19 protein-coding genes, 1 tRNA gene, 1 other RNA gene and 1 other annotated feature are annotated in these 25,310 nt (G+C 37.8%); of the genes, 3 read left to right on the top strand and 18 right to left on the bottom strand.

Annotated elements, in window-relative coordinates:
• Window positions 1–111: 111 nt before the first annotated feature.
• Genes NFR44_RS00810 through NFR44_RS00800 form a run of 3 tightly spaced genes read right to left on the bottom strand, consistent with a single transcriptional unit; the run spans window position 112 to window position 4,953 of the window.
• Window positions 112–3,255, bottom strand: a complete 3,144-nt coding sequence (locus tag NFR44_RS00810; RefSeq protein WP_251440096.1) for an efflux RND transporter permease subunit — start codon at window positions 3,253–3,255, stop codon at window positions 112–114.
• 11 nt (window positions 3,256–3,266) lie between these two features.
• The gene (locus NFR44_RS00805) at window positions 3,267–4,397 is read right to left on the bottom strand and encodes an efflux RND transporter periplasmic adaptor subunit (RefSeq protein WP_251440094.1); all 1,131 of its coding nucleotides are present in this window, start codon (window positions 4,395–4,397) and stop codon (window positions 3,267–3,269) included.
• On the bottom strand, window positions 4,390–4,953 hold the full coding sequence (locus NFR44_RS00800) for a TetR/AcrR family transcriptional regulator (RefSeq protein ID WP_251440092.1): 564 nt from the start codon (window positions 4,951–4,953) through the stop codon (window positions 4,390–4,392). Before NFR44_RS00800 ends, NFR44_RS00805 begins: the two co-directional genes overlap by 8 nt.
• Before the next feature lie 424 nt (window positions 4,954–5,377).
• On the opposite strand from NFR44_RS00800, the gene NFR44_RS00795 reads away from it, so the two are divergent.
• Window positions 5,378–5,782 carry a ferritin family protein gene (locus NFR44_RS00795; protein ID WP_251440090.1) on the top strand — a complete coding sequence of 135 codons (405 nt, stop codon included), beginning with the start codon at window positions 5,378–5,380 and terminating at the stop codon, window positions 5,780–5,782.
• A 358-nt stretch (window positions 5,783–6,140) separates the two neighbouring features.
• The gene (locus NFR44_RS00790) at window positions 6,141–7,208 is read left to right on the top strand and encodes a YeiH family protein (RefSeq protein ID WP_251440087.1); all 1,068 of its coding nucleotides are present in this window, start codon (window positions 6,141–6,143) and stop codon (window positions 7,206–7,208) included.
• Between the two features lie 60 nt (window positions 7,209–7,268).
• Here the strand turns inward: NFR44_RS00790 and NFR44_RS00785 are convergent.
• Window positions 7,269–7,352: transfer RNA gene (locus NFR44_RS00785), tRNA-Leu, on the bottom strand.
• 237 nt (window positions 7,353–7,589) lie between these two features.
• Between NFR44_RS00785 and ssrA the strand changes: the two genes are divergently transcribed.
• Window positions 7,590–7,933, top strand: a transfer-messenger RNA (tmRNA) gene (gene ssrA / locus NFR44_RS00780).
• A 118-nt stretch (window positions 7,934–8,051) separates the two neighbouring features.
• Here the strand turns inward: ssrA and smpB are convergent.
• The 14 genes from smpB to NFR44_RS00710 all read right to left on the bottom strand — a co-directional run bounded on the left by smpB (window position 8,052) and on the right by NFR44_RS00710 (window position 25,255).
• Window positions 8,052–8,531, bottom strand: coding sequence for an SsrA-binding protein SmpB (gene smpB / locus NFR44_RS00775; protein WP_251440084.1), 480 nt, complete (start codon window positions 8,529–8,531; stop codon window positions 8,052–8,054).
• Between the two features lie 21 nt (window positions 8,532–8,552).
• The gene (gene rnr, locus NFR44_RS00770; RefSeq protein ID WP_251440081.1) at window positions 8,553–10,940 is read right to left on the bottom strand and encodes a ribonuclease R; all 2,388 of its coding nucleotides are present in this window, start codon (window positions 10,938–10,940) and stop codon (window positions 8,553–8,555) included.
• A 54-nt stretch (window positions 10,941–10,994) separates the two neighbouring features.
• A complete protein-coding gene (gene secG, locus NFR44_RS00765; protein WP_251440782.1) occupies window positions 10,995–11,231 on the bottom strand; it encodes a preprotein translocase subunit SecG in 237 nt (78 codons plus the stop codon).
• A gap of 14 nt (window positions 11,232–11,245) precedes the next feature.
• Entirely contained in the window at window positions 11,246–11,917 is a 672-nt protein-coding gene (gene sigH / locus NFR44_RS00760; protein WP_251440079.1) for an RNA polymerase sporulation sigma factor SigH, read from the bottom strand.
• 80 nt (window positions 11,918–11,997) lie between these two features.
• Window positions 11,998–12,534 (bottom strand): NYN domain-containing protein, encoded by a 537-nt coding sequence (locus tag NFR44_RS00755; RefSeq protein WP_251440077.1) that lies wholly within the window; start codon window positions 12,532–12,534, stop codon window positions 11,998–12,000.
• Between the two features lie 12 nt (window positions 12,535–12,546).
• On the bottom strand, window positions 12,547–13,275 hold the full coding sequence (gene rlmB / locus NFR44_RS00750) for a 23S rRNA (guanosine(2251)-2'-O)-methyltransferase RlmB (protein WP_251440075.1): 729 nt from the start codon (window positions 13,273–13,275) through the stop codon (window positions 12,547–12,549).
• 19 nt (window positions 13,276–13,294) lie between these two features.
• Window positions 13,295–13,759, bottom strand: a complete 465-nt coding sequence (locus tag NFR44_RS00745; RefSeq protein WP_251440073.1) for a Mini-ribonuclease 3 — start codon at window positions 13,757–13,759, stop codon at window positions 13,295–13,297.
• Window positions 13,749–15,203, bottom strand: a complete 1,455-nt coding sequence (gene cysS, locus NFR44_RS00740) for a cysteine--tRNA ligase (protein WP_251440071.1) — start codon at window positions 15,201–15,203, stop codon at window positions 13,749–13,751. Before cysS ends, NFR44_RS00745 begins: the two co-directional genes overlap by 11 nt.
• Window positions 15,204–15,252: 49 nt before the next feature.
• Window positions 15,253–15,457, bottom strand: a binding site (T-box leader).
• 252 nt (window positions 15,458–15,709) lie between these two features.
• Window positions 15,710–16,930 (bottom strand): peptidase T, encoded by a 1,221-nt coding sequence (pepT, locus tag NFR44_RS00735; protein ID WP_251440069.1) that lies wholly within the window; start codon window positions 16,928–16,930, stop codon window positions 15,710–15,712.
• 223 nt (window positions 16,931–17,153) lie between these two features.
• Entirely contained in the window at window positions 17,154–18,620 is a 1,467-nt protein-coding gene (gene gltX, locus NFR44_RS00730; protein ID WP_251440066.1) for a glutamate--tRNA ligase, read from the bottom strand.
• A 99-nt stretch (window positions 18,621–18,719) separates the two neighbouring features.
• Entirely contained in the window at window positions 18,720–19,880 is a 1,161-nt protein-coding gene (ispD, locus tag NFR44_RS00725) for a 2-C-methyl-D-erythritol 4-phosphate cytidylyltransferase (RefSeq protein WP_251440063.1), read from the bottom strand.
• The gene (locus NFR44_RS00720) at window positions 19,877–21,034 is read right to left on the bottom strand and encodes a PIN/TRAM domain-containing protein (protein WP_251440060.1); all 1,158 of its coding nucleotides are present in this window, start codon (window positions 21,032–21,034) and stop codon (window positions 19,877–19,879) included. The genes ispD and NFR44_RS00720 overlap by 4 nt, the downstream gene beginning before the upstream one ends.
• 161 nt (window positions 21,035–21,195) lie before the next feature.
• Complete coding sequence (radA, locus tag NFR44_RS00715; protein WP_251440057.1) at window positions 21,196–22,572, bottom strand: DNA repair protein RadA; 1,377 nt, start codon at window positions 22,570–22,572, stop codon at window positions 21,196–21,198.
• A 223-nt stretch (window positions 22,573–22,795) separates the two neighbouring features.
• A complete protein-coding gene (locus NFR44_RS00710) occupies window positions 22,796–25,255 on the bottom strand; it encodes an ATP-dependent Clp protease ATP-binding subunit (protein ID WP_251440054.1) in 2,460 nt (819 codons plus the stop codon).
• Window positions 25,256–25,310 lie beyond the last annotated feature (55 nt).

Below are 25,310 nucleotides of genomic sequence, written 5' to 3'. Positions count from 1 at the left end.
AATCAAGCAGCGAAATACTCACTTCATAAACTTTCTAAAATAAGGAATTGCTGTCCATATGTAATTGTAATTGTCTATTTGGCAAGCCTAATCAATAAACTAACATATCAATTAATGCTTTTTATCTTTTTTACCAAACCCAATATTTTCAATCAAGATAAATAACATTGGGATTACAAAGATACCAAATAAAGTAGCAGAGGTCATACCAGCTACTACGGTAATCCCCATGGATACACGAGCACCGGCACCAGCCCCACTAGAAATAGCTAATGGAATACAGCCTAGAATAAATGCTAAGGATGTCATCAAAATTGGACGAAGACGAATTTTAGCGGCTTCAATCGCTGCATCAACGAAGCGCATGCCTCGTTCATCAACACGAATTTTAGCATATTCAATAATCAAAATCGCATTCTTCGCTGCTAAACCAACCAAAGTTAACAAACCAATTTGTAAATAAATATCGTTTGTTAAATTATATGTACCAGTCAAGTTAAGCAACCAAGGAATCAACGCGGCCCCTACGATACCAGATGGAACGGAGAACAATACTGCAAATGGAACCTTCCAAGATTCGTATAAAGCTGCTAACACTAGGAATACAAAGATAATCCCCATCCCTAAGATAAGAATAGTCTGTGTCCCTGCTTTAACTTCCTCACGACTTTGATCGGCCCAATCGTATGTATAACCTTGAGGCAAGTTTTTAGCGGCCTCTTCTAATGCTGCAATAGCATCACCAGAACTATACCCAGCCCCCTGAGAACCACCAATTTTAACAGCTGGATAGTTGTTAAAACGAGTAATCGTAGATACAGAAGTGGTAGCTGTTGATTTAATATAGTTGGCCACAGGATATAAAGTGCCACTACTATTAGCTACATACACATTATTATTGTTTTCAGGTGATACACGATAATCTTGCTGCGCTTGGATAACTACTTTATAGTTTTTACCAAACTCATTAAAGTCATTGACCTGAATACTACCATAGAAACCTTGTAGCGTTGTGAAAATGTCAGAAACACTTACACCATCTCTAGCTGCTTTATCACGATTAATTTCAAAATCATAAGTCGGCGTGCCATCACTATAAGTAGTATAAATAGAAGCAAACACTGGCTGTTTACGAGCTTCACCTAAGAAATCATTAACTACTGTCGCCATTTGCTCAGGTGTGTCCCCTGCTTTGTTAATAATATACATGGAGAAACCACCCGTACTACCTAAACCAGGAATTGGTGGCGGATTCATAGGTAAAATAGTTGCTTCTGGCACCGTTGCGGTAAAGCCCATCAATTTGCCAATTTTAGAATCAACATCTTGCCCTGCCCCTTTACGCTCACTCCAGTCAGCTAAGGTAGCAAACATTAAGCCACCACTTGTTTTTTGAGCACTAGATAAAATATCAAAACCAGAAATCCCTGCTTTATCAACAATATCAGAGTCCTCATTCATGAAGGCTGTAACTTTTTCAATAACATCCATAGTTCTTGAAGACGTAGCCCCTTCTGGCAAGCTAATAGCTACCATATAGTAACCATTATCCTCTGAAGGTACGAAGGCTGAAGGTAAAACTCGGAATACACCTACTGAAACAAGTACAAATCCAATTAATACAACAACTGTAAGCCATAAATGTTTAGCTAAGCGAGCTAATTGATAGCCATACCAATCACTAAAACGCTCTAAAGCATCATTAAATTTATTAAGACCACGATGAATGAAGTCTTCTTTTTCTTTAGGCACATGTGGTTTTAACATCATAGCACAAAGTGCTGGTGTTAATGTCAATGCCACAAAAGCTGAAATCGCTACAGAAACAGCTACCGTCAAGGCGAACTGTTTATAAAGAATACCTGTCATACCACCCATAAAGGATACTGGTACGAATACAGAAGCCAATACAAAGGCAATACCAATTACTGGGCCCTGTACATTTTTCATCGCTTCAATCGTAGCTTCATGTGGTTTTAAACCATTTACTTTAATTTCATATTCAACGGCCTCGATAACAACAATCGCGTCATCGACAACCAGACCAATGGCAAGTACCATGGCGAATAAGGTTAAGGTATTAATGGTAAATCCAAGGACTTCAAAGGCTGCAAAGGTACCTAATAACGATACAGGAACCGCGATCATTGGAATTAATGTGGAACGCCAAGACTGTAAGAAGATGTATACAATTAAGGCTACCAATATAAGGGCTTCCACAAAGGTATGAATAACTTCTTCAATAGAAGCTGTAACGAAGTTTGTATTATCTACAATAATCGTATATTCAACACCTGGTGGCAAATTCTCTTTTTGTTGTTCAAGAACTTGTTTTACTTTAGTAATGGTTTCAATCGCATTCGCATCACTTGTCAAAGATACTGCAAAGGCCGCCATCGGCTTGCCATCACTCTTAGCACTAAAGCCATAATCTTTAGACCCTAATTCAATATTAGATACATCTTTAAGGCGCAATAAATTACCCGTTGTATCTGTCTTAATAATAATATTACCGAACTCTTCAGTAGTCATTAAACGACCTTGAATGGTAATATTATGTGATACTTGCTGATTGCTTGGTATCGGCTCAGTTCCTAACGAACCAGCAGCGGCCTGTTTATTTTGCGAAGAAATAGCATTAACTACTTGAGCAATAGTAACATTATGCTGTGCCATCTTAGCAGGATTTAGCCAAATACGCATAGCAAAGTCAGAGCCGAACTCTTGAACACTACCTACCCCATTAATAGACTTAATTTCATCCATCATGTAGTTAGATGCATAGTTTTTCAAGAATGTCTGGTCGTATGAACTTTCATCAAGTGATTTTAACGCAAATACTAAGGACATATCGCCTGTAGATTTAGTTGTGATTACACCAACGTTTTGAACTTCCGACGGCAAAGATGCTAATGCACGTTGTACACGGTTCTGTGTATTAACTGTGTCCATATCAGCATCAGTACCTTGATTAAATTGAACGGTCAAAGAATAACTACCGCTACTACTACTGGTGGACATCATGTAGTCCATATCCTGAACACCAATAATCTGTGACTCAATAACAGAGGCTACTGTATCACTAACAACCGAAGCCGAAGCACCAACATAACTTGTACTAACACGAACTTGCGGTGGTGTAATTTCTGGATAACGTGCAACTGGCAAAGTAAACATAGAAACTAAGCCAACAATCGTAATAATCAAGGACAAAACGATGGCGAATATAGGTCGGTTTATAAAAAATTTCGACACGATATCCCCCCTTATTTACTCTTTTCTACTTGGTCTTTAGTTAGTGCTGTTGCATTAACCTTCACACCATTACGAATTTTAGTTAAACCGTCTACAACAACAGTTTCACCTGCTTTTAGACCACTTTTAACAATAGTATAAATACCTTGTGTGCCACTAGTTACAACAGGCACTTGTTTTACTGTACCAGACTCATCAACAGTATATACAAATGATTTATCTAATACTTGTGTCAACGCTTTAGTTGGTACTAAGATAGCACCTTTAATAATGTCCCCAGGAGATACAACAGAGGCATACATATTAGGTAATAAAATATGTTCTGGATTTGGGAAAGATGCTTTAAAAATCAATTGACCAGAAGAACTATCAAGGTTTTTAGCAGCTTGTACTAAAGTACCTGTATATTGGTAAATGGAACCATCAGACAAACGAAGTTGTAATGGTAGATTATCCATAGTTTGACCTTGTTTATTCTTCATGAATTCAAGATATTCAGATTCACTCATAGCAAATTGAACATATACAGGATCTACTGTATTAATCGTCACTAATGTAGTTGTCCCAGCAGTTACAAAGGAACCTAAGTCAATATCATCCATTTCTAATGTGCCATCAAATGGTGCATAAATTACAGTATCTTGTAAATTATCTTGTGCAATACGAACAGCGGCTTCATTAGCAGCTAAAGCTGCTTTTTGCTGTTCAGTAGTGCTTGCTTGCGTATCTAAAGTCTGACGTGCAATGGCATCTTCATTCGCTAATTGTTGATACCGTTGTAAATCACGTTCTGAGTTTAAATACGATGCATTCGTAGACGCTGCTGTTGCTTGTGCACTTGCTAAATTAGCTTCATATTGTCGAGAGTCCAAACGGAATAAAGGTTGTCCTTTTACGACTTGTTGACCACCTTTTACATACTTTTCAACTACATGACCCGACACACGTGCATGGATAGCCGTCTTATTCTGAGCCGTAATTGTACCATTAAAAGACGTAGCAATTTGTGTGTCTGTTGCTGCTATTTTATAAGTGTTAACAGCCACTTCATTAGGCTTTGCTTCCTCCTTGCCACATCCAGCCACTACTAGCATCATTGCTACAATAGCTACTAGAGCACCTGAAAAACGAAACTTACTCATTCTTTGCCTCCTCATTTAAAATACCATGTAATATCATATTCATCGCTTCTGATAAAATTGTAATACAATCTTCTGGATTACGATGTTCATCATAAAAAACTGTACGCACTACGCCTTTTAACATTAACAACAATACTTCAATATTTCCTGGTTTAATAATTCCCATGCGTTGTTGCTCTTCTAAAAAGCTTCCGAGTAATTCCCAGTCTCGCTCAAATACCCGTAACACATGATCTACTAAAGATGGTACTGATGCAAACATTAACCGATAATGATCACCACTTATAGCCGCATACAAATCAGACCGCACAGAAAAATATTTTTTCAACTTAGTCACACAATCTAATGTAGGGTCTTCAAGGATTTCTTTATGAAGATTATAAAAATCCTGACTTTTCTCAAATAAAATTCGTTCAATAATTTCATTCTTTGAGTGAAAATTCTCATACAACGTGCGTTTGCTAATATTTAACCGCTTAGCTAAATCATCCATCCGAAAGGATGAGCCATACAATTCTATTTCAGCTACGGCAGCTTCAAGAATTCGTTGCTTCATTGTCGCCTCCCTCACTTTACATACAAACTTACTTTCACACCAACAACATATGTTAGACATACACTACACATATACTACACAAAAATTTATAAAGTTTTTCATAAATTATAGTCAATATACGTCAAAAAAAGTTCTCAATCCATTACGCCACTAGCCCACGAAAACCGAATTGAAAACTCTAGTACCATATCTCAGTTTAACTAAAAATAATTCAAATGTCAATATCAAAAATAGCTTTCTAGCAGTATATATCAACTTTTTTCGGCATAAAAATTTTGCACAATTTAATTGACAAAAATATTTTCATCAAGTATAATAAATGAAGTAAATCGAAAAATATAGCAGTCATTACATTTTATCGATATAATCTTTGCACCTTAGTGTGTATTATCTTTTTTGATACCGTATTTTCTAGGAGGAATCTATGAGTTTTTACAATGTAACTAAAGACACAAAATTTGAAGACATTTTCAAAGGTGGCGTTGAAGCCGAATTACACGGAACTCGTGTATATATGACTTTATATCTTTTAGCTAAGGAACAAGGTTTAGACGACGTAGCCGCAGCCTTCCATGAAATTGCTGTACAAGAAGCTGAACACGCAGGTTTTTATGCCCTCTGTAATGGTGAACAAAAACCAGATTTTTGGGCTGTAGCTAAACAAATTCAACAACTGGAAGAACAAGCTGGCGATCGCTTAGACGCCCGTGCTGATGATTTACGTGCGGCTGGCCTTACAGAAGCGGCTGACCATATGAACTTTATTGCCAAACAAGAAGTAAATCACGGCAACATGCTAAAAGCCTTATTTGAAAAATATGGCAAATAATCGAGTAAATACTAATAATTCTACTAAATAATCCCTAATTTAATACATAAAAAGGTCCTCATAGATAGACGCTTACTAATGTCTTATAATCTGTGAGGACCTTTTGTATTTTATTTTGCTAAAAATAAGCATTAATATATACTAATTTAACAGGATTTTATATTATAAAAAGATTATATTTATTTTTAAAAGATAACTAAGCTAAACTATTCAATTTCAATAATTAATGCACTATTTTTAATTCATATTTCCTATATACAAAAAAATATCCTAGTTATGATACAATAAATACAATCATACTACTTAGCATTCAATTAACCAATAAATGCTTACATATAATGTTTTGGAGGATTTGTGTATGAACTGGTTACAGCAAGAACGGCTTGGCCTCGCACTCTGTGCAGCCATTGCCATCCCCTGTTATATATTAGGACAATTCTTTCCTTTGATTGGCGGACCTGTCATCGCTATATTAACAGGCATGGGTATAAACCAATTATCATTTAATCGTCAAGTCGTTAATCCTGGTATTACTTATACTAGTAAAAAAATACTGCAATATGCAGTTATTCTTCTTGGCTTTGGCTTGAATCTACAAGTTGTATTAAAAACTGGCCTAGAATCACTACCTATCATTCTTTGTACCATTACAGTAGCCTTACTTATTGCCTATATATGTTATCGCACTATGTCTATTTCTAGTTCAATGGCTACATTAATTGGTGTAGGTTCTTCTATATGTGGCGGTTCTGCCATTGCAGCTACTGCCCCTATTATAAAAGCTGACGATAAAGATATTGCCCAAGCTATTTCAGTCATTTTCTTCTTTAATGTGCTAGCCGCCTTACTATTTCCTGCACTCGGTACTTTATTAGGTATCTCACAACTATCAGGTGAAGCCTTTGGTCTATTTGCTGGAACGGCTGTTAATGACACTTCATCAGTTACAGCTACCGCCTCAACCTGGGATAGTATGTATGGTCTAGGCAATGAAACCTTAGATAAAGCTGTGACTGTAAAATTAACTCGTACATTAGCAATTATTCCAATTACCCTATTTCTCGCATTTTTAACTAATAAGCAAAACAATGCCAACAATTCAGCTCATTTAAATTCCAATACTACTATTACAGCACCAACTACCCCTTCAATCAAAAAAGTGTTTCCTCATTTTATTCTTTACTTCATTGGCGCTAGTCTTATTACGACCATGGCCTCGATGATTGGCATCTCAATTGAAATATTTACACCTATGAAAAGCTTATCTAAATTCTTTATTGTAATGGCAATGGTAGCCATTGGCCTAAACACAGATATAGTAAAATTGATTCGTAGTGGCTCACGACCGCTATTAATAGGCTTACTATGTTGGACGGGCATTACCATTTCAACTCTTTTATTACAATACAGCTTAGGGCTTTGGTAAATATCAATACAAACATAAAAGGTCCGTAACTAAATGTATTAGTTACGGACCTTTAAGATATGGTGCCGGAGGTGGGACTTGAACCCACACGGTGTTACCCGCTTGATTTTGAGTCAAGTGCGTCTGCCATTCCGCCACTCCGGCACGTTCGGAACATTAATTATTATACGCAAACTTTACAATCATGTCAATATACTTTTACAAATTATTTTTACTTTCTAATTTACAAAACTACTCACTATTTAATAGATTTATTTTTCGTGTCTATTTGACTCTTCTATTGTAGTTGTCATTTGACACGCCTACTACAGTTGTTTATAATATATACACATATATACACAACTATGACTCTACATATAAAATCATAGTTAATACACACTTGGGGACGTAATGGTTTCGACAGGGGTGCGTGTATCATAGATAGCGAGTCGGCGTTCCATGAGGCCGTAAAACGGTGGAACTTTTAAATTAAACGCAAAAGAAAACTTTGCATTAGCTGCATAAGCTACGTCTTACCTTGCTCTGCCCGTGAGCAGGGATAAGGCGTCAAACTACGGGCTCGCCTAATTTATCTGCTCAAGTAAATTAGGTTAAACCTCTGAGCTGGGTTAGTGTAGTTTGTCGTTGTACAATAGCTAACTGAGATTCTAAAACAGCGACTGCACTCGGAGAAGTCTGTGGGGCAACGCTTTTGGACAGGGGTTCGATTCCCCTCGTCTCCACCACAACTAATATAGGCAGTAGGAATAGTCATTGACTAACTCCTACTGCCTTTTTTATATTTCAAATAGTTTTAAATTCCCTATAACCTCTAATTTATCTTCTCCTATTATCCCTTTTACGTTAATAGTCTCGGCTCTGCTCTTTCATACGCCGACGAATATCTCGTTGAGCATCGCGATCAGCTATATCTTGACGCTTATCATAATTCTTCTTACCAGTTACAAGGCCTACTGTCACTTTTATTAATCCATGAGCAAAATGAAAATTCAAAGGGACTAAGGAAAATCCTTTTTCTTTTACTTGACCTAAGAGACGATTGATTTCACTGCGATGCATCAGTAACTTCCTAGTTCTCATCGGTTCATGATTAAACTGATTCCCTTGCTCATAGGGACTTATATGCGCTTGAAATAAAAATAATTCACCATTTTGAATCCCACAATAGCTATCCTTTAAATTCAAGCGACCTTGACGAATTGATTTAACTTCAGTTCCTGTTAAAACAATACCCGCTTCAAATGTTTCATGTATATGATAATCATGGCGCGCTTTGCGATTATCAGCAATTAAACTACTACTATCTTTTTTTGCCTTACTCACTACGTTCCTCCTCAACTTCCATTACTTCTTTTTACTACCTTTTTTCTTACCTTTACTGCCCTTCTTGCTCTGTTTCTTACTTTTCGATTTCTTAGCTACTTTGTTAAAAGAATCTCTACCTGATTTTTTACAACCTTTTCTATCACTACTAGTCGAAAAACGCTCTTTTTTACCAGTCTTACTGTCTTTGGCACTACTATTACGGAAGCTTTTACCTGACGAAGCTAACCGTGTACGACTTTGCAATGACTTTTGAATTAAAGTGGCTGCATCTACATCACCAAGCAAGAAATCTATTTGTTTCTTATCCTTATCGGCTTTTATAAGTGTCACTTGAACCGTTTCACCTAGATGGTATGTCCTGCCAGTGCGACGACCGACTAATAAAAAATGTTCCTCATCAAAGAAATAATAATCATCATCCATAGTGGCAATATGCACTAATCCATCAATGCCATTTTCAAGTTCTACAAACATGCCAAAAGATGTAATAGAACTAATCTTGCCTTCAAACACTTCCCCTACATAAGGTTCCATATATTGAACTTTTTTCAAATCATTAGTATCTCGTTCAGTAGCAACCGCAACTTGCTCTTGAATAGAACAATGTTCAGCTGCCTTTGCTAGGTATTCTTCAGAATCATCATATTTACTATATCCATCAGGCCAATGCAATTGCTTTTTCAAAAGTCGATGGACTATCAAATCAGGATACCGTCGAATAGGTGATGTGAAATGGGTATAACAAGCAGAGGCTAAGCCAAAATGACCCACATTAGCCGAGGAATAGCGCGCTTGTTGCATAGAACGCAAGGTCATAATCTGCGCTATTTGCTCTACATCAGTCCCAACTAAACTATCTAAAAATCGCTGAATATCCTTTGGTTCTACAGCCCCATCAGCTAAATGAAACGGTTTGCCTAAATACGTCACTACAGTCTGTAAAGCTTGCAATTTTTCTTCACTTGGTTGCTCATGAATTCGATAAATAGCTGGTTTATTCGAATCCCGTAAATAGGTAGCTACTGTTTCATTAGCAATTAACATACACGCTTCAATAATCTTTTCCGCAATGGTTCTATCTTTGCGTACAATATTAAGCGGTGTGCCATCATTGGCTAACAATATTTTATACTCAGGAAATTCAAAAGAAATAGCTCCTGATTTTTCACGCATAGCAATTAATATCTTTGCTACTTCATGTAATTCATGCACCATTGGCATAAGTGGTAGTAAATCATCAGGAATAATCTCTTCTTCTAAAGCTTTATATATTTCAGGATAGCTACAACGACGATCTACCCGAATTACCGATGGACTAATGGTAAAATCAACCACTTTGCCTGCATGGTTAATCTCCATAATACAACTCATAGCATAGCGGTCTTCCTTAGTATTTAAACTACAAATGCCATTTGACAATACCGTTGGTAGCATAGGGACTACGCGGTCTACCAAATATACACTAGTCCCGCGTTTATAGGCTTCCTTATCGAGCTCCGTATTGCCTCTTACATAATGGCTTACATCCGCAATATGAACCCCTAATTGGTAATGGCCATTAACTAACTGCTTACAACTGACTGCATCGTCTAAGTCTTTAGCATCTTCCCCATCAATAGTAATCATAGGCACTTCACGCAAATCAAGGCGCTTGCCAGTAGGTAATACGTCAAAACTTACTTCTTCAGCTTCTTTTAAAACAGGCTCTGGAAAGGCAAACGGAATTTTATGGGCTGCCATAATACAGTTAATATCTACCCCTACATCCCCTGTATAACCCAAAATTTCTTTGATTTTCCCTTCAGGACGACGTCCTTTAACATCTGGCCAAGAAGTAATCTCCACTAAGACTTTAGCGCCACTACGTGCCTCCAAAGAATCTGGCAAAGGCACATAAATATCATCACCTAAACGCTCATCATCAGGCACAACAAAGCCAAAATTCTTTTGTCGATCATAGGTACCTACAATCTCCGTATTCACATGCTCTATTATGCTTTCTACACGACCTTCTGGTCGTTGATCACCAACACGACTAAAACGCAATATATAAGCTACGACTTTATCATTATGCATAGCTCCATTACGGTCATCTGGTCCAATAGCCACTTCATAGGTGCCAGTTGGATCTACTACTAAGCCTCGCCCATTGCGCAAACTTTTATAGGTCCCTTCTACAACATTAATTTGTTTCTTGCCAGCCTTAGCCTGTGCGGTCGGTGCTGCTAATTTATAGTAATCACCACTGCGTTTTACTAATAAACCGGCCTCAGATAGTGCTTGTACTTGCTCCATAAAAGTTTCTAATTCATCAGCCCCTTTAATCCCTAAAATATAAGCAGCATCTTCTATATGATACGCTTCTGGACTAATGGCTTTGAAAAAGGCTAAAATCTTGTTTTTCATATCTTCCATAGTTTCTTACCTCTACCAAAAAAGCCTGCACAAGGCAGGCTCCCATTAATATTGATTTAAGTAAATTCCCAAGAATAAGCTTAAGGCGGCAAAAAGAATCCCTAATACGATAGTGCATTTTGATAATAAACCATCAAGACCACGAGCTTTACCACCAAATACGGAATCAGCAGCACCACTTACGGCGCCCCCCATACCAGCACTCTTACTCGATTGTAACACAACCACCAAAATCAATAAAACAGATACTACCACTTCTGCAAACATCAAGAAATTTCTCACAATTGTCATCCTTCCTATGGCTCATTCTTTTTTGCTGAATTACTACGATGCTCTAAATACTTCTCTAACTTTCGTTTCACTCGTTGTAATGCATTATCAATGGATTTAACACTTCGGTTGTATTCAGCCGCAATCTCATTATAAGACTTGCCATCTAAATACCCCATTAATACTTTACCTTCTAAATCACTTAAAATAGATCCCATTTTTTCTTCAATATCGGAAAATTCTTCACGATTAATAAATAACTCTTCAGGATCTGTACCTTGACCTTCAATCAAAACATCCATCAAGGTTCGTTCCGCTTCATCCGCATAAATAGGTTTATTCAAAGAAATATACGAATTAAGAGGAATATGTTTTTGCCGTGTAGCCGTTTTAATGGCTGTAATAATCTGGCGAGTTACACACAGTTCGGCAAATGCTTTAAATGAAGCTAGACGATCACCTTTAAAATCCCTGGTGGCTTTATAAAGGCCTATCATCCCTTCTTGAATAATGTCTTCTTTATCGGCACCAATCAAAAAATAAGATCGTGCTTTGGCGCGCACAAAATTTTTATATTTATTGACTAGATAATCCACAGCTAAGTGGTCATCTTGCTCTTGCGCTAATTTACAAATTTCTTCATCAGATAACTCCACATAACGACGATATTCATCGTTTAAGCGTTCATTAACGCACATGCCAGCCTCCACTTTCCTGTTCTAGCAGAACACAACTAATGTATCTCTCATTATACTTGATAGACCCCAGTTCTGCAAGGCTATTTATTTCCACGTCGCAAGCTTTCCCATTCCTTAGCTACTTCACCATCTAACTGGTGACCGACTTCATTCCGTTGTAAGCGCAAACTATCCCGTTTATGAAGCCCTTTATAATATCTTTGTTCATCCAATTTAGCTCGTTCTACTTGTGCTTTTAACTCTCGCGCTGAAATACGCAAAGCTCCAAATCCTAAGACTTGACTTTGTTCTGCATAATCTGATGTACATACATACACATTAGCATACGTATTTTTAAAAGTAAACACAGTCCGCTCAATATATGAATCAGCCGTTTCACCATCCGCTGTATATACTTCTAAGAAATCATCAGTCATGTATTCTTCGGCCGCACCAGAATTGGCAAATTTTCCATCAAATACCAAAATAACGCGATAGCCTTTATGCTTGCCGTAATTCTGTAAAATGCTCTTAATGCGTGACCGTGCATGTTCTAACGAGCTTTTACTAATTTTCTTTAGCTCTGGCCAAGCAAAAATCACATTATAACCATCTACAATTAAAATGTCTTCTTTCATCTTAAGACCTCATTATTGTCGCTGTCTCACCGCTTCATATAGTAAAACTGCCGCTGCTACTGATGCATTTAACGAATTAAGGCGCCCATACATAGGAATTGTCACTAAGAAATCACAGCGTTCTTTCGTTAAACGACTCAAGCCTTTCCCTTCATTGCCAATGACTAACACTAAAGGACTCGTTAAATCAGCTTGGTATAAGGTCTGTTGCCCTTCCATATGAGCGCCTAGTACCCAAAAACCTTGCTTCTTTAACTCCTCAATCGTTTGTGCTACATTGCCAACTTGCACTAGGGGTATGCATTCCAAAGCACCGGCCGATGTTTTAGCTACCGTAGCATTAATCGGTGCTGTATGACGTTTAGGAATGAGCACCGCCGTAGCACCACAACATTCTGCAGTACGGATGATAGCACCCATATTATGGGGATCTTCAATGCCATCTAATAATACTAAAATAGGTGCTTTTTCCTTTGGCCAATTTGCCAACACTTCATCTAAATCAGCAAACTTTACTTGCGCAGCCAAAGCAACAACGCCTTGATGTACAACACCATTTGCATATTTTGCTAATTGATTATCACCAACACGACGAATTTCAATTCCCTTTGATTTAGCTAGGCCTACTATCTCTTGTAGAGAACCTTGCACTTTATCATTTGCAATAAAAAGGCGCTGAATCGTACGATCAGCTTTTAACGCTTCACGCACCGCATTGCGACCTACAATATAATCACTCATAGTTATTCAGTCTCCTCTATTACATCGTATCTAATGTGTATTGAAATGCTTTCGCCATTAGCTCATGTAAACGCTCTTGCTGATTGGTTCGATACAAATACCCCAATACGGCTTCAAAGGCAGTACTCGCTCGATATTCTTGTACAGTAGCACTTTTAGGTACATGCACATTACTATTGCGAGCACGCTTCGCTACTTGTAGCTCTATATCAGTCAGTATAGACGTTTCTTCCCAAGCTTGTAATACTTTTGCCTGCATTTTAGCACAAATAAAATCTGTTACTAAATTATGTAACACTTGTACTTTCATAATGCCCGCTTCAGTCATACGCTCACGAACAAACAAAGAATATACGGCATCGCCTATATAGGCAAGCATGAGGGAATCCTCAGCGCTAGCTGTTATAATTCCCTCATGCTCCTTTATAGCTTTTAATTTTTCAATGGCCGTAGCCCGTAAAAATTGATAGCGCTTAAAGTTCACGTTTCTTCCACCGTGCCCCTTGTGGCGAATCTTCAATAACTACACCAATATTAGCCAATTCATCACGAATTGCATCCGCTAAGTCCCAAAGTTTACGTTCACGGCAATTCTGACGAACATTCAAAATAACCTGCATTAATTGTTCGTATTCTTCGGCACCAGCCCCTGCATTAGGACCTTCCCAAGCTTGTTCTAAAATACCAAGAATATCTGTCATCATTTTGAAAATAGTTTTTACTTCATCTAATGTTTTATGACATACTTTGCCATTGCAATTTTGTACAGCTTGGTAATAAATGTTAATTTCTTTTGCAAGCCCAAACATTGGAGCCCCTGCCAAAGAGGTATTAAAGTCATCAGCCATAGCATCTTCAAACTCAGCTGCATATTTACGGGCATTATTCAATAAGGCTTTTGCTTCTTCATCACATTCGCCTTCTTCTTGATTTTCTAAGTAGAGAAGATTTTCAATAGCTGTTGTCATACGTTCTAAAGACTTATTAGCTTCTTCCAAGCGTTCATCACTGAAATCCAATGGACTACGATAATGGGTACTTAATAAGAAGTAACGAAGTGCATCAGGACTATATTCTTCTAAAATATCTTTTACTAAGAAGAAATTATTCAAGGATTTGCTCATTTTTTCCTGATTAATTGTAATAAAGCCATTGTGCAACCAGTAACGAACAGCTGGATGATGACCTGTACAACCTTCAGACTGAGCAATTTCATTTTCATGATGAGGGAAAATTAAGTCACTACCGCCACCATGGAAATCAAATTCTTCCCCTAAGTATTTATTACTCATAGTGGAACATTCAATATGCCAGCCAGGACGACCATTGCCCCATGGGCTTTCCCAGAATGGTTCACCTGGTTTTGCGCTTTTCCAAAGAGCAAAGTCCATTGGATTATGTTTACGATCATCTACATCTACACGAGCGCCTGCTTCCATGTCTTCAAGGGTACGACCTGATAATTTGCCATAGTCTTCAAACTTTTCAACACTGTAGTACACATCGCCATCTAATTCGTAAGCAAAACCTTTTTCGATTAAAGTAGCAATCATGGCTACGATTTCATCAATATGTTCCGATACACGCGGATATACATCAGCATGACGCACATTAAGAGCATCCATTACATCAAAATAGGATTCAATATAACGGTTAGCAATAATGTCCCAAGATACGCCTTCACCATTCGATGTATTAATAATTTTGTCATCCACATCTGTAAAGTTCTGTACATACGTTACTTTATAGCCAATATGGGTCAAGTAACGACGAATAACATCCCAAGTAACAAACGGACGAGCATTGCCAATATGAGGATGGTTATATGGTGTTACACCACATACATAAATCTTAGCTTCTCCCTCCTTTACTGGCTTAAATATTTCTTTTTCTCTTGTCATCGTATTGAATACTTTAATTTCTCTCATCGCTACCGATGCCTCACTTCCATAAAAATATAAAAAGCCACCATCTCATTACAGAGACGGTGGCCCGCGGTTCCACTCTGTTAAGTCCTATGTAGCACTCACTCAAACGCATAACGGGCGCAACCGAATAGATCTACTGAATTCAATCTATCAACTCCCGAATGCATTTCCCTTGGCCACACTTGAACCCTTCCACCATTTAGTTCTCGCTGTAAAGCTAGTCACAAAGTACTTATTTCGTTCATCGTCTTTAATAACAATTTTTATCGATATATAGAGTATAATAGCATGAAAGACTGTTAAAGTCAATGTCTCACAAGCATATCTACACAATTTATTGACGATAAATTAAATAGAGCGCAACTAATATATCTTGGTAAAAGTGAAGCCTACTAATAATTGTAATTATAGGTATATAGTAACAGTAATAACAATAATAACAGCAATAACACTAACAACAGTAATAATTGTAATAGTAATACCAATAGTAATACCAATATGTATACTTATTTCTCTATGGACACAATATTTACAATAGTATCAACTGCCAATTGCATATGTTCTACACAAGCAAATTCATGAGGACCGTGTAAGTTTTCTACCCCAGTAAATAGATTTGGTGTTGGAATGCCCATGAAAGAAATCTTAGAGCCATCAGTACCACCACGAATTGGCTGAATTAATGGTGTAACGCCAGCTTTTTCCATAGCAGCTTTAGCTATTTCAACACATTCCATATGATCTTTAATAACATCATACATATTGTAATAGCTATCTTTAAGTGTAAGTGTAATTACGTCACGACCATATCGTTCATTTAATACCTTAGTGGCTAATTCAAAAAGTTTCTTTTTACTTTCAAACAAACCACGATCATGATCACGAATAATGTATTTCATAGTACCAGATTCAATACCTGTCTCATTACTCGTCAACATAATAAAGCCTTCGTAATCTTCAGTTAATTCTGGCACAGCAGCTTGTGGTAACATACGATCAAATTCCATAGCCAATTTATTACAATTAATCATTGTATTTTTAGCTGCACCAGGATGAACAGATACACCATGTAATTCTACTGTTGCTGCACAAGCATTAAACGTTTCATACTCTAATTCACCTAAGCGAGTGCCATCAATAGTATAAGCAAAATCTACTGGAAAATCCTTTACATCAAAAAGATCAGCGCCACGACCAATTTCTTCATCTGGTCCAAAAGTACACATAACAAGACCATGTTTTATTTCTGGATGTTCTTTTAGGTAGCGAAGACTCTCCATAATTTCTACTATGCCCGCTTTATCGTCGCCACCTAACAAAGTCGTCCCATCAGTAACAATCAAAGTCTTACCTTTGTAACTAGATAAATTAGGAAAATCAGCTACGCGACTATATAAGTCTTTATCTTTATTAAGGAGAATATCTGTACCGTCATAGTTTTCAATAATCCGTGGGGTAATATTTTCAGCATTATAATCAGCCGTATCCATATGAGCAATAAAGCCTATGGCTGGCACATCTTCCTCTGTATTAGCAGGCAACGCACCTATAACAAAGCCATTATTTTCATTAATCTTAACACCTTCTAAGCCAAGTTCTTTTAAATCAGCTGCTAAGACCTTAGCGAAGGCAACTTGTGACTCTGTACTTGGTACCGTTGTAGATGCTTCATCAGAGCGTGTGTTTGTTTTTGTGTAACGCAAAAAGCGTTCAACCATGGTTTCCATAATAATCCTCCTTAATAAAAACTATGACTACACCTTAACTATGCCCCCACGCAGTTAAGTAAATATGGAACAAATGAAAAGCAAAATTATATACCTAAAATATATACATAAAAAAGCGGGAGGTTCCCCTCCCGCAGTCAAAATTGGCTTGTCGGAAAACCAATACAGCTTGCACATTATATTTCAGTGCCCTAATTGATATGTTTAAACCAATAACAATTAATTATAGTTTGCTAATTGTTTCATCTAAACGAGCTAATGTTTTATCCTTACCAAATAAAGTAATAATATAATTTAAATCTGGGCCATGCATTTGGCCTGTTGTAGCAATACGAATCGGCATAAATACGAATTTACCTTTTAATTTAGTTTCTTTCATAATGCCTTTAATCGTTGCTTTTACTATATCTGGTGTAATTTCTTCTAACCCAGCTACTGCGTCACGGAATGCCTTAAGCACTGTTGGACAAGACTCTTCTGCTAATACAGCTTTAATATCCTCAGCATGTGCTTCATCTAACACAAACGTATCGTCAAAAATAAGCTTGGCTTCATCCTTAATCTGAGCACCAAAACTAATATGATCCTTTAAGCATACACAAAGCATAGTAAGTTTTGCTTTTTCCGCTTCATCTGGTGTAGCTGATGCATAACCAGCTTCTTGCAAATGAGGCAAGCATAATTCATACAAAGCTTCATCACTTAAATTTTTCATATAGTTAAAGTTAATCCAATTTAATTTATCAATATCAAATACAGCTGGATTTTTTGCTACACGATCCATAGAGAAGTTCTGAATTAATTCTTCAGACGTAAATAATTCTTGTTCCCCTTCTGGTGCCCAACCAAGTAAGGCTAAGAAATTATCAATAGCATCTGGTAAATACCCCAGTTGACGATATTGATCCACAGAAGTCGCACCATGGCGCTTACTCATCTTCTTATAATCTTTGCCAAGAATCAACGAAATATGACCAAAAATTGGTACGTCCCAGCCAAGAGCATTATAAATCGCAATTTGACGTGGCGTGTTAGAAAGATGTTCTTCAGCACGAATAACATGAGTAATCCCCATCGTATGATCGTCAATTACAACAGCATAGTTATATACAGGAATTCCATCAGATTTGACAATAACAAAATCGCCAACGCCATTAGATTCAAAAGACACATGACCACGAACCATATCATTAAAAGCAAAGGTCTGATTTAATGGCACACGTAAACGAACTGTATATTTGCGGCCTTCTTTTTCATAGGCTGCAATCTGTTCGTCTGTTAAATGACTACAATGACCATTATATTTAGGCGTTTCACCCCGTTCTAACTGGGCTTGACGCTCTGCTTCTAATTCTTCTTCCGAGCAATAACAACGATATGCTTTACCTTCATCCAACAAGCGCTGTGTCACTTCTCTATAAATATCAAGGCGTTCTGTTTGACGATATGGGCCGTTTTCACCACCTACATCAATACCTTCATCCCAATCCATGCCTAACCATTTAAGGGCTGCTTTAATATTTTCTTCGCTCTCCCGTGTAGAACGAGCTAAGTCCGTATCTTCAATACGAAGAAGGAAAGTACCTCCTTCTTTACGTGCCAATAACCAGTTAAACAATGCTGAACGAGCACCGCCAATATGAAACGGGCCAGTTGGACTTGGTGCAAAACGCACTTTCATCTTTGCCATGTATATATCCACTCCTTTACTATCATCTTGGCTTTCCTTTAGGGCTATCTCTATATTGAATACTATATAAAACCGTATAAAAACTCCTATACTTTGCCTTTATACAGTATACAAAGTCGCTACAGCTTGCGCGGCCAAACCTTCTAAACGTCCAAAAGCACCTAACTTCTCGTGAGTCGTTGCTTTTACACTAATAAAGTCTTCACCAATGCCTAACACATTCGCTAAATTTGCTTTCATAGCCTGAATATGAGGTTTTAATTTTGGCGCTTCTGCAATAACCATAACATCTACATTATACGCCTTAAATCCTTTTTCGTGTAGTAGCTTCACAACTTGCTTTAATAGCTCCATACTAGAAGCATCCTTGAAAGCTTCATCTTCGGGCGGGAACCAATAGCCAATATCAGGCAAACCGGCAGCCCCTAATAAGGCATCCATCAGTGCATGAATCAATACATCTGCATCACTATGCCCATCCGGACCAAATTCACTTTCAATTTGAACACCGCCTAAAATACAAGGACGTCCCGTTTTAAAACGATGTACATCATAACCAAAGCCTACACGCATCATAGGTTCTGTCACTCCTAAATACTGTTTCGCTTTTACAATATCCGCTGGGGTTGTAAGCTTACAGTTTGTATAATCACTGATTACAATATGTACTGGTTTCCCTTGATGTTCGACTAAAGATACATCATCAGTCCCCAAATAATTTGTTTTTCGTGCATACGCTTGTGCTTCTAACAGCCACTGACGTCTAAACCCCTGTGGCGTCTGCACAGCATACAACTCACTGCGCTTTAGTGTCTGTGCCACAGTCTGGTCTGATTTCACCTGCTTAATAGTATCTACTACAGGTACAGCGGCTACAGCCGCACCATATTGCTGAGCCGTAGTGGCTACAGCTGTAAATAAATCAGACTTAGCCATTGGCCGTGCACCGTCATGAACTAAAATAATTTCTGACGTTTCACTAACAGCCTCAGTACCAGCTATCACTGAATCTTGTCGTTCTGCGCCCCCAAGCACATAAATAGGTTCCCAAGGCAAATCAAGCACTGCCACTTCTTTTTGAACAGCCTCTAATTCACCATCAGCTACCACAATAATAACTTCAGTTAAATTTGGGACTTGCGCCATATGACGAAGGTTCCACTGTAATACAGAATAGGATCCTAAGCGCAAAAAGATTTTATTCGTTTCACATTGCATTCGTTTGCCCGCACCGGCAGCCAATAAAATACAACTAATCATTCTTTAGTTCCTTTCGCTTTAGCGAAAATCATTCGCCCTGCACTAGTCTGCAATACAGACGTAACCATTACATCAATAGAGGTATCTACATATTGAGCACCATTTTCGATAACAATCATAGTACCATCATCTAAATAGGCTACCCCTTGATTATCTTCTTTCCCTTCTTTAATTACCTGCACGCGAATCCATTCACCAGGAATCATAGCTGGTTTTAACGCATTAGCTAAATCGTTAAGATTTAAAATTTCAATGCCTTGTAGACTAGCTACTTTATTTAAATTAAAATCATTTGTCACGATTTTCCATTTTTTATCTAATGCTAAACGCATGAGCTTAGAATCAACTTCAGCAATATCTTCAAAATCATCATCAATCACTTTAATATCAATGAGCTCTTTCTGCTGTAACCCTTGTAAAATATCAAGGCCACGTCGTCCTCTATTTCGTTTTAATACATCGGCAGAATCAGAAATATGCTGTAATTCCTCAAGAACAAACAAAGGAACAACTAGAGGTCCTTCTAAAAAACCAGTAGCACATAATTCAGCAATACGACCATCTATAATAACCGACGTATCAAGTAACTTAGCCACCGAAATAGATTCAAAATCAGAAACAGTAACACTTGCAGTACTTTCAACGTCTTTAGGAGCTGTTTCTTTTTTCTTTTCTTTTACTATCGACCGATTTTGAAGCCAATTAGCATATAACTCAGGCCCCTTGCGAGATGCCAAACGCATACCAATATAACCAAAAATAGCACTTAAAATAATGGGAATATACGATCCAATCAAAGGAACGCGATAAAATGCCAAGCCAATAAGATTTGCTATTATGAGTCCAAAGAGTAATCCGGCTGTGCCGGCCATTAATTCTTGATTAGGTACCCGCGATAAAAGACGTTCCATATTTTTAGCTAAGCGTAATCCTTGACTAATCAGCGGCATAGCGATAAAAAAGCCAATAACAGCACCGATTAAACCACCAAACGCTAATGCTAATATTTTAATAATGGAAATGCCAAAGAACCCCATTGTCCAAAACTTCACATCAATAATCGGTTCCCATACTGGCATAAAACTATCTGTCAACATATATCCCATGATACCCACCAATAAGGCTATGACATAACGTAGAATTTTATATATCATCAATTTCACCTCCTTTCTTATCGTACTCTTCTATTGTACATTAAAATGATAAATAAATCATAAACTTCTGCACTTTTTTTCAATAAATTTAAAACAAATTTAATATCATTGTCTATAAAAGGAAAAAACACACCATATTTTATTGATTATGTAGCCAAAATTTAGCCAAAGACAAGCTTCATCGCTTCTTGCACCGTAGTAACACCATGGATAGTAATACCCTTGCGCGTTGTCTTTACTTGTTTACTATTACCTGCAGGCACTACAAATCGAGTAAAGCCCATCTTAGCGGCTTCAGCAATGCGTTGCTCAATGCGAGGAATGCTTCGAATATTACCAGTTAACCCTACCTCACCAAGTATTACCATATTAGCAGGGACTGGCCGATTTTTTAAATTAGACACAATAGCAACGGCCACAGATAAATCGCAGGCCGGTTCATTAACTTTTAAGCCACCAATAACATTTACATAAACATCTTTATTACCTAAAGTTAATCCACAACGTTTTTCTAACACAGCCAGCAAAATAATCAAGCGATTCAAATCATAGCCAATTGAGGTGCGCCGTGGCATCCCAAAAGCAGTAGTGGACACTAAACTCTGTACCTCTACTAAAATAGGACGAATCCCTTCTAAATAGGCCATAACAGCAGAACCTGTTTCTTCCTCAGTCCGCTCGGCCAATAAAGTGGCTGAAGGATTGACTAATTCAGCTAACCCTTCTTCTTCCATTACAAAAAGACCTGATTCTGAAGTCGAGCCAAAGCGATTCTTAATTCCCCGCAAAATACGGAATTGATAAGACCGTTCCCCTTCAAAATAGAGCACCACATCCACCATATGTTCCAACATACGAGGACCTGCAATATTACCATCCTTAGTTACATGACCAATAATAATAACTGGCACACTTTGCTCTTTGGCAAAGCGAAGAAGTCGCGCAGTACATTCTCTTACTTGACCCACACTACCAGGTGTCGAATCTAAGGCATCAGTAAACATAGTTTGAATAGAATCAATTACTAATAAAGCTGGTTTATGCTGCGCAGCTTCTTGTAAAATAGCATCTAAATTTGTATCAGCCATAACCGCTAATTGATTACCTTCAATGCCTAACCGTTCGGCCCTCAGTTTTAACTGCATCTGTGATTCTTCACCAGATGCATAGAGTACTTTACCGAAGCGATCAGCAACACGGCCTGAAACTTGTAATAAAATGGTAGATTTACCAATACCGGGGTCACCCCCTAATAACATTAATGCACCAGGCACAATGCCACCACCTAGTACACGATCGATTTCATCATATCCAGTAGACATGCGCGGTGAATCTTCTGTTTTAATATCAGATAAAGCCACCGGTTTGGTAGATGAACGATCTACTGGTGCATAAGCAGCCGCACCTTTAGTTGTAGTAGGTCGAACAACTTCTTCAACGAGTGTATTCCATTCCCCACATTGTGGACATTTCCCTAGCCATCTAGGCGATTCAGCGCCACAATTATTACAAAAGTAAACTGTTTTAACTTTAGCCATTATATAATCCCTTTAATAATCAAATTATTGAACTTTATTTTATATTTCCTATGGTATCAATATTGCTACATAATATAAATACCATGCCTAGATAAAAAAATCACGAACACCATCTAAATAGTATTCGTGATTTTATATGCAATATCCTTCAAACAGAAGATAAATTTTATACTTTCATGACTTTAAACAGTTCCCAGTAACCTATAAAGCTCACCAAATAGAACTATACGACCATAGTAATATCTCCATCTACCACATTGGCCTTAATAACAGAACCTTCAGGAGCTTCACCTTTTAAGATTAAATCAGAGATTGGATCTTCAATCAAACGTTGAATAGCTCGTTTTAATGGACGTGCCCCATAGGTGAAATCAGATCCCTCTTTAACTAACAATTCAAGCGCTTCTGGTGTTACTTCTAAAGTCAATTCACGTTCAGCCAAGCGTTTCATAACATCCTGTAATAAGATATTAACAATCTTATTTAAATCATCACTAGTTAATGGGTGGAAAACAACCATTTCATCAATACGATTTAAGAATTCAGGACGGAAATGCTGTTTTACAGCATTTAACGTATTTTTCTTAGCTTCTGCAAATGTTTCTGCTTCATTCTTCTTAGCATCTTCTTTATTTTTAGCAGCCAAGAAGCCCATAGCTGCACTGTCTTCTTTTAAGAATTTAGACCCCAAGTTACTTGTCATAATGATAACCGTATTGCGGAAATCTACAGTACGACCTTGATTATCTGTCAAACGACCATCATCTAGTACTTGAAGTAAAATATTGAAAAAGTCTGGATGTGCCTTTTCCACTTCATCAAAGAGGATTACACTATATGGTTTACGACGTACTGCATCGGTTAATTGGCCACCTTCATCATACCCAACATATCCTGGAGGCGCTCCCACTAAACGAGATACAGTATGCTTTTCCATGTATTCTGACATATCAAGGCGAATCATAGCATTTTCATCACCAAAGAGGTTCGCTGCTAACGAACGAGCCAATTCAGTTTTACCAACCCCTGTAGGCCCTAAGAATAGGAAGGAACCGATTGGACGTTTTGGATCTTTTAAACCAGCACGAGCACGACGAACAGCTTTAGCTACTGCAACTACTGCTTCATCTTGACCAACTACACGTTCATGAAGTTCATCTTCTAAACGAAGCAAGCGAGCGGATTCTTCTTCTGCAATTTTTGCTACAGGCACGCCACTCCATTCTGCGACAACAGCGGCAATATCATCTTCTGTAACAACAAGTTTTTCTTCATCTTCTTTACTACGTTGAGCTTGTTTTGCTTCAATTTCTTCCGTTAAACGCTTTTCTTCATCCCGAAGTTTCGCTGCATCTTCAAAGTTTTGACTTGTTACAGCTGCTTCTTTTTCTTTGCGTACATCAGCCAATCGTTTTTCCAAATCTTTAACATCAGGTGGCGCTGTAAATACTTTCATTCGCACTTTAGAAGCCGCTTCATCCATAACGTCAATCGCTTTATCTGGTAAGAATCGATCAGAAATATAACGATTAGACAATTCAACCGCTGCTTTTAAAGCAGCATCAGTAATCTTTGCTTTGTGGAAAGCTTCATAGCGGTCACGCAAACCTTTTAAGATTTCAAGAGCATCTTCTTCATTTGGCTCACCCACAAGAACTGGTTGAAAACGACGTTCTAAGGCTGCATCTTTTTCAATATGTTTTTTATATTCATCTAAGGTAGTAGCCCCAATAACTTGGAAAGTACCACGTGCTAAAGCTGGTTTTAAAATATTAGCTGCATCCATAGCCCCTTCTGAAGCGCCTGCCCCTACTAAAGTATGAATTTCATCAATAAATATAATCATATCATCATGTTTTTGAACTTCATCAATGGCTTTTTTTAGACGTTCTTCAAATTCACCACGATATTTTGCCCCAGCTAACATAGCCGTTAAACTTAAAGAAATAATTCGTTTATCTCTCAAAATTTCTGGCACATTCTGATTAACAATACGTTGAGCTAACCCTTCAGCAATAGCTGTTTTACCAACCCCTGGTTCACCAATTAGAACTGGATTATTCTTAGTACGACGGCTCAAAATTTGGATAACGCGATTAATCTCTGTATCACGGCCAATAACGGGATCAATTTTACCTTGCTTAGCTAGTTCGTTTAAATCGGTAGCAAAATCTTTCAAATCACCTAAATTACTATTGCCAACACTAGCACCATTAGCAACACCTCCATTAGGCCCTTCACCACCAGATTGTTCTGATCCATAAATACTATTAATAGCTTTCACTACATCAGAACTACGAATACCAAATTTCTGTAATACCGCAACGGCTACACCACCACCATCTTGTAAAATACCGAGCAAAAGGTGTTCAGCCCCTACATAATTGTGTTGCATGCGGTTAGCAATTTCTACCGCTAATTGCAATACTCTTTTAGTTCGTGGCGTTACATACAATTCATTACCACTGCCATTACCGCGACCTACCGCAGCGAGTACAGCTTCTTCAGTAGCTTTGCCTTCCAAACCTAAAGCATGTAATGCTTTGGCCGCTACACTATTAGATTCTTCCAATAAACCTAAAAGCAAATGCTCAGTGCCCACATAGTCATGGCCAAACTCCTTCGCTTTTTCTTGCGCAATACCAAGAGCACGTTGTGCCCCATCTGTATAACGTTCAAACATATAATCACCTCATATCTATACGACAAATCGTAACTGTTATATTTTTAAATTTGCA

This window comes from Veillonella intestinalis (genome assembly GCF_943193155.1).
Taxonomy (GTDB): Bacteria; Bacillota; Negativicutes; order Veillonellales; family Veillonellaceae; genus Veillonella_A; species Veillonella_A intestinalis.
This window is presented reverse-complemented; position numbering and strand designations above follow the sequence as displayed.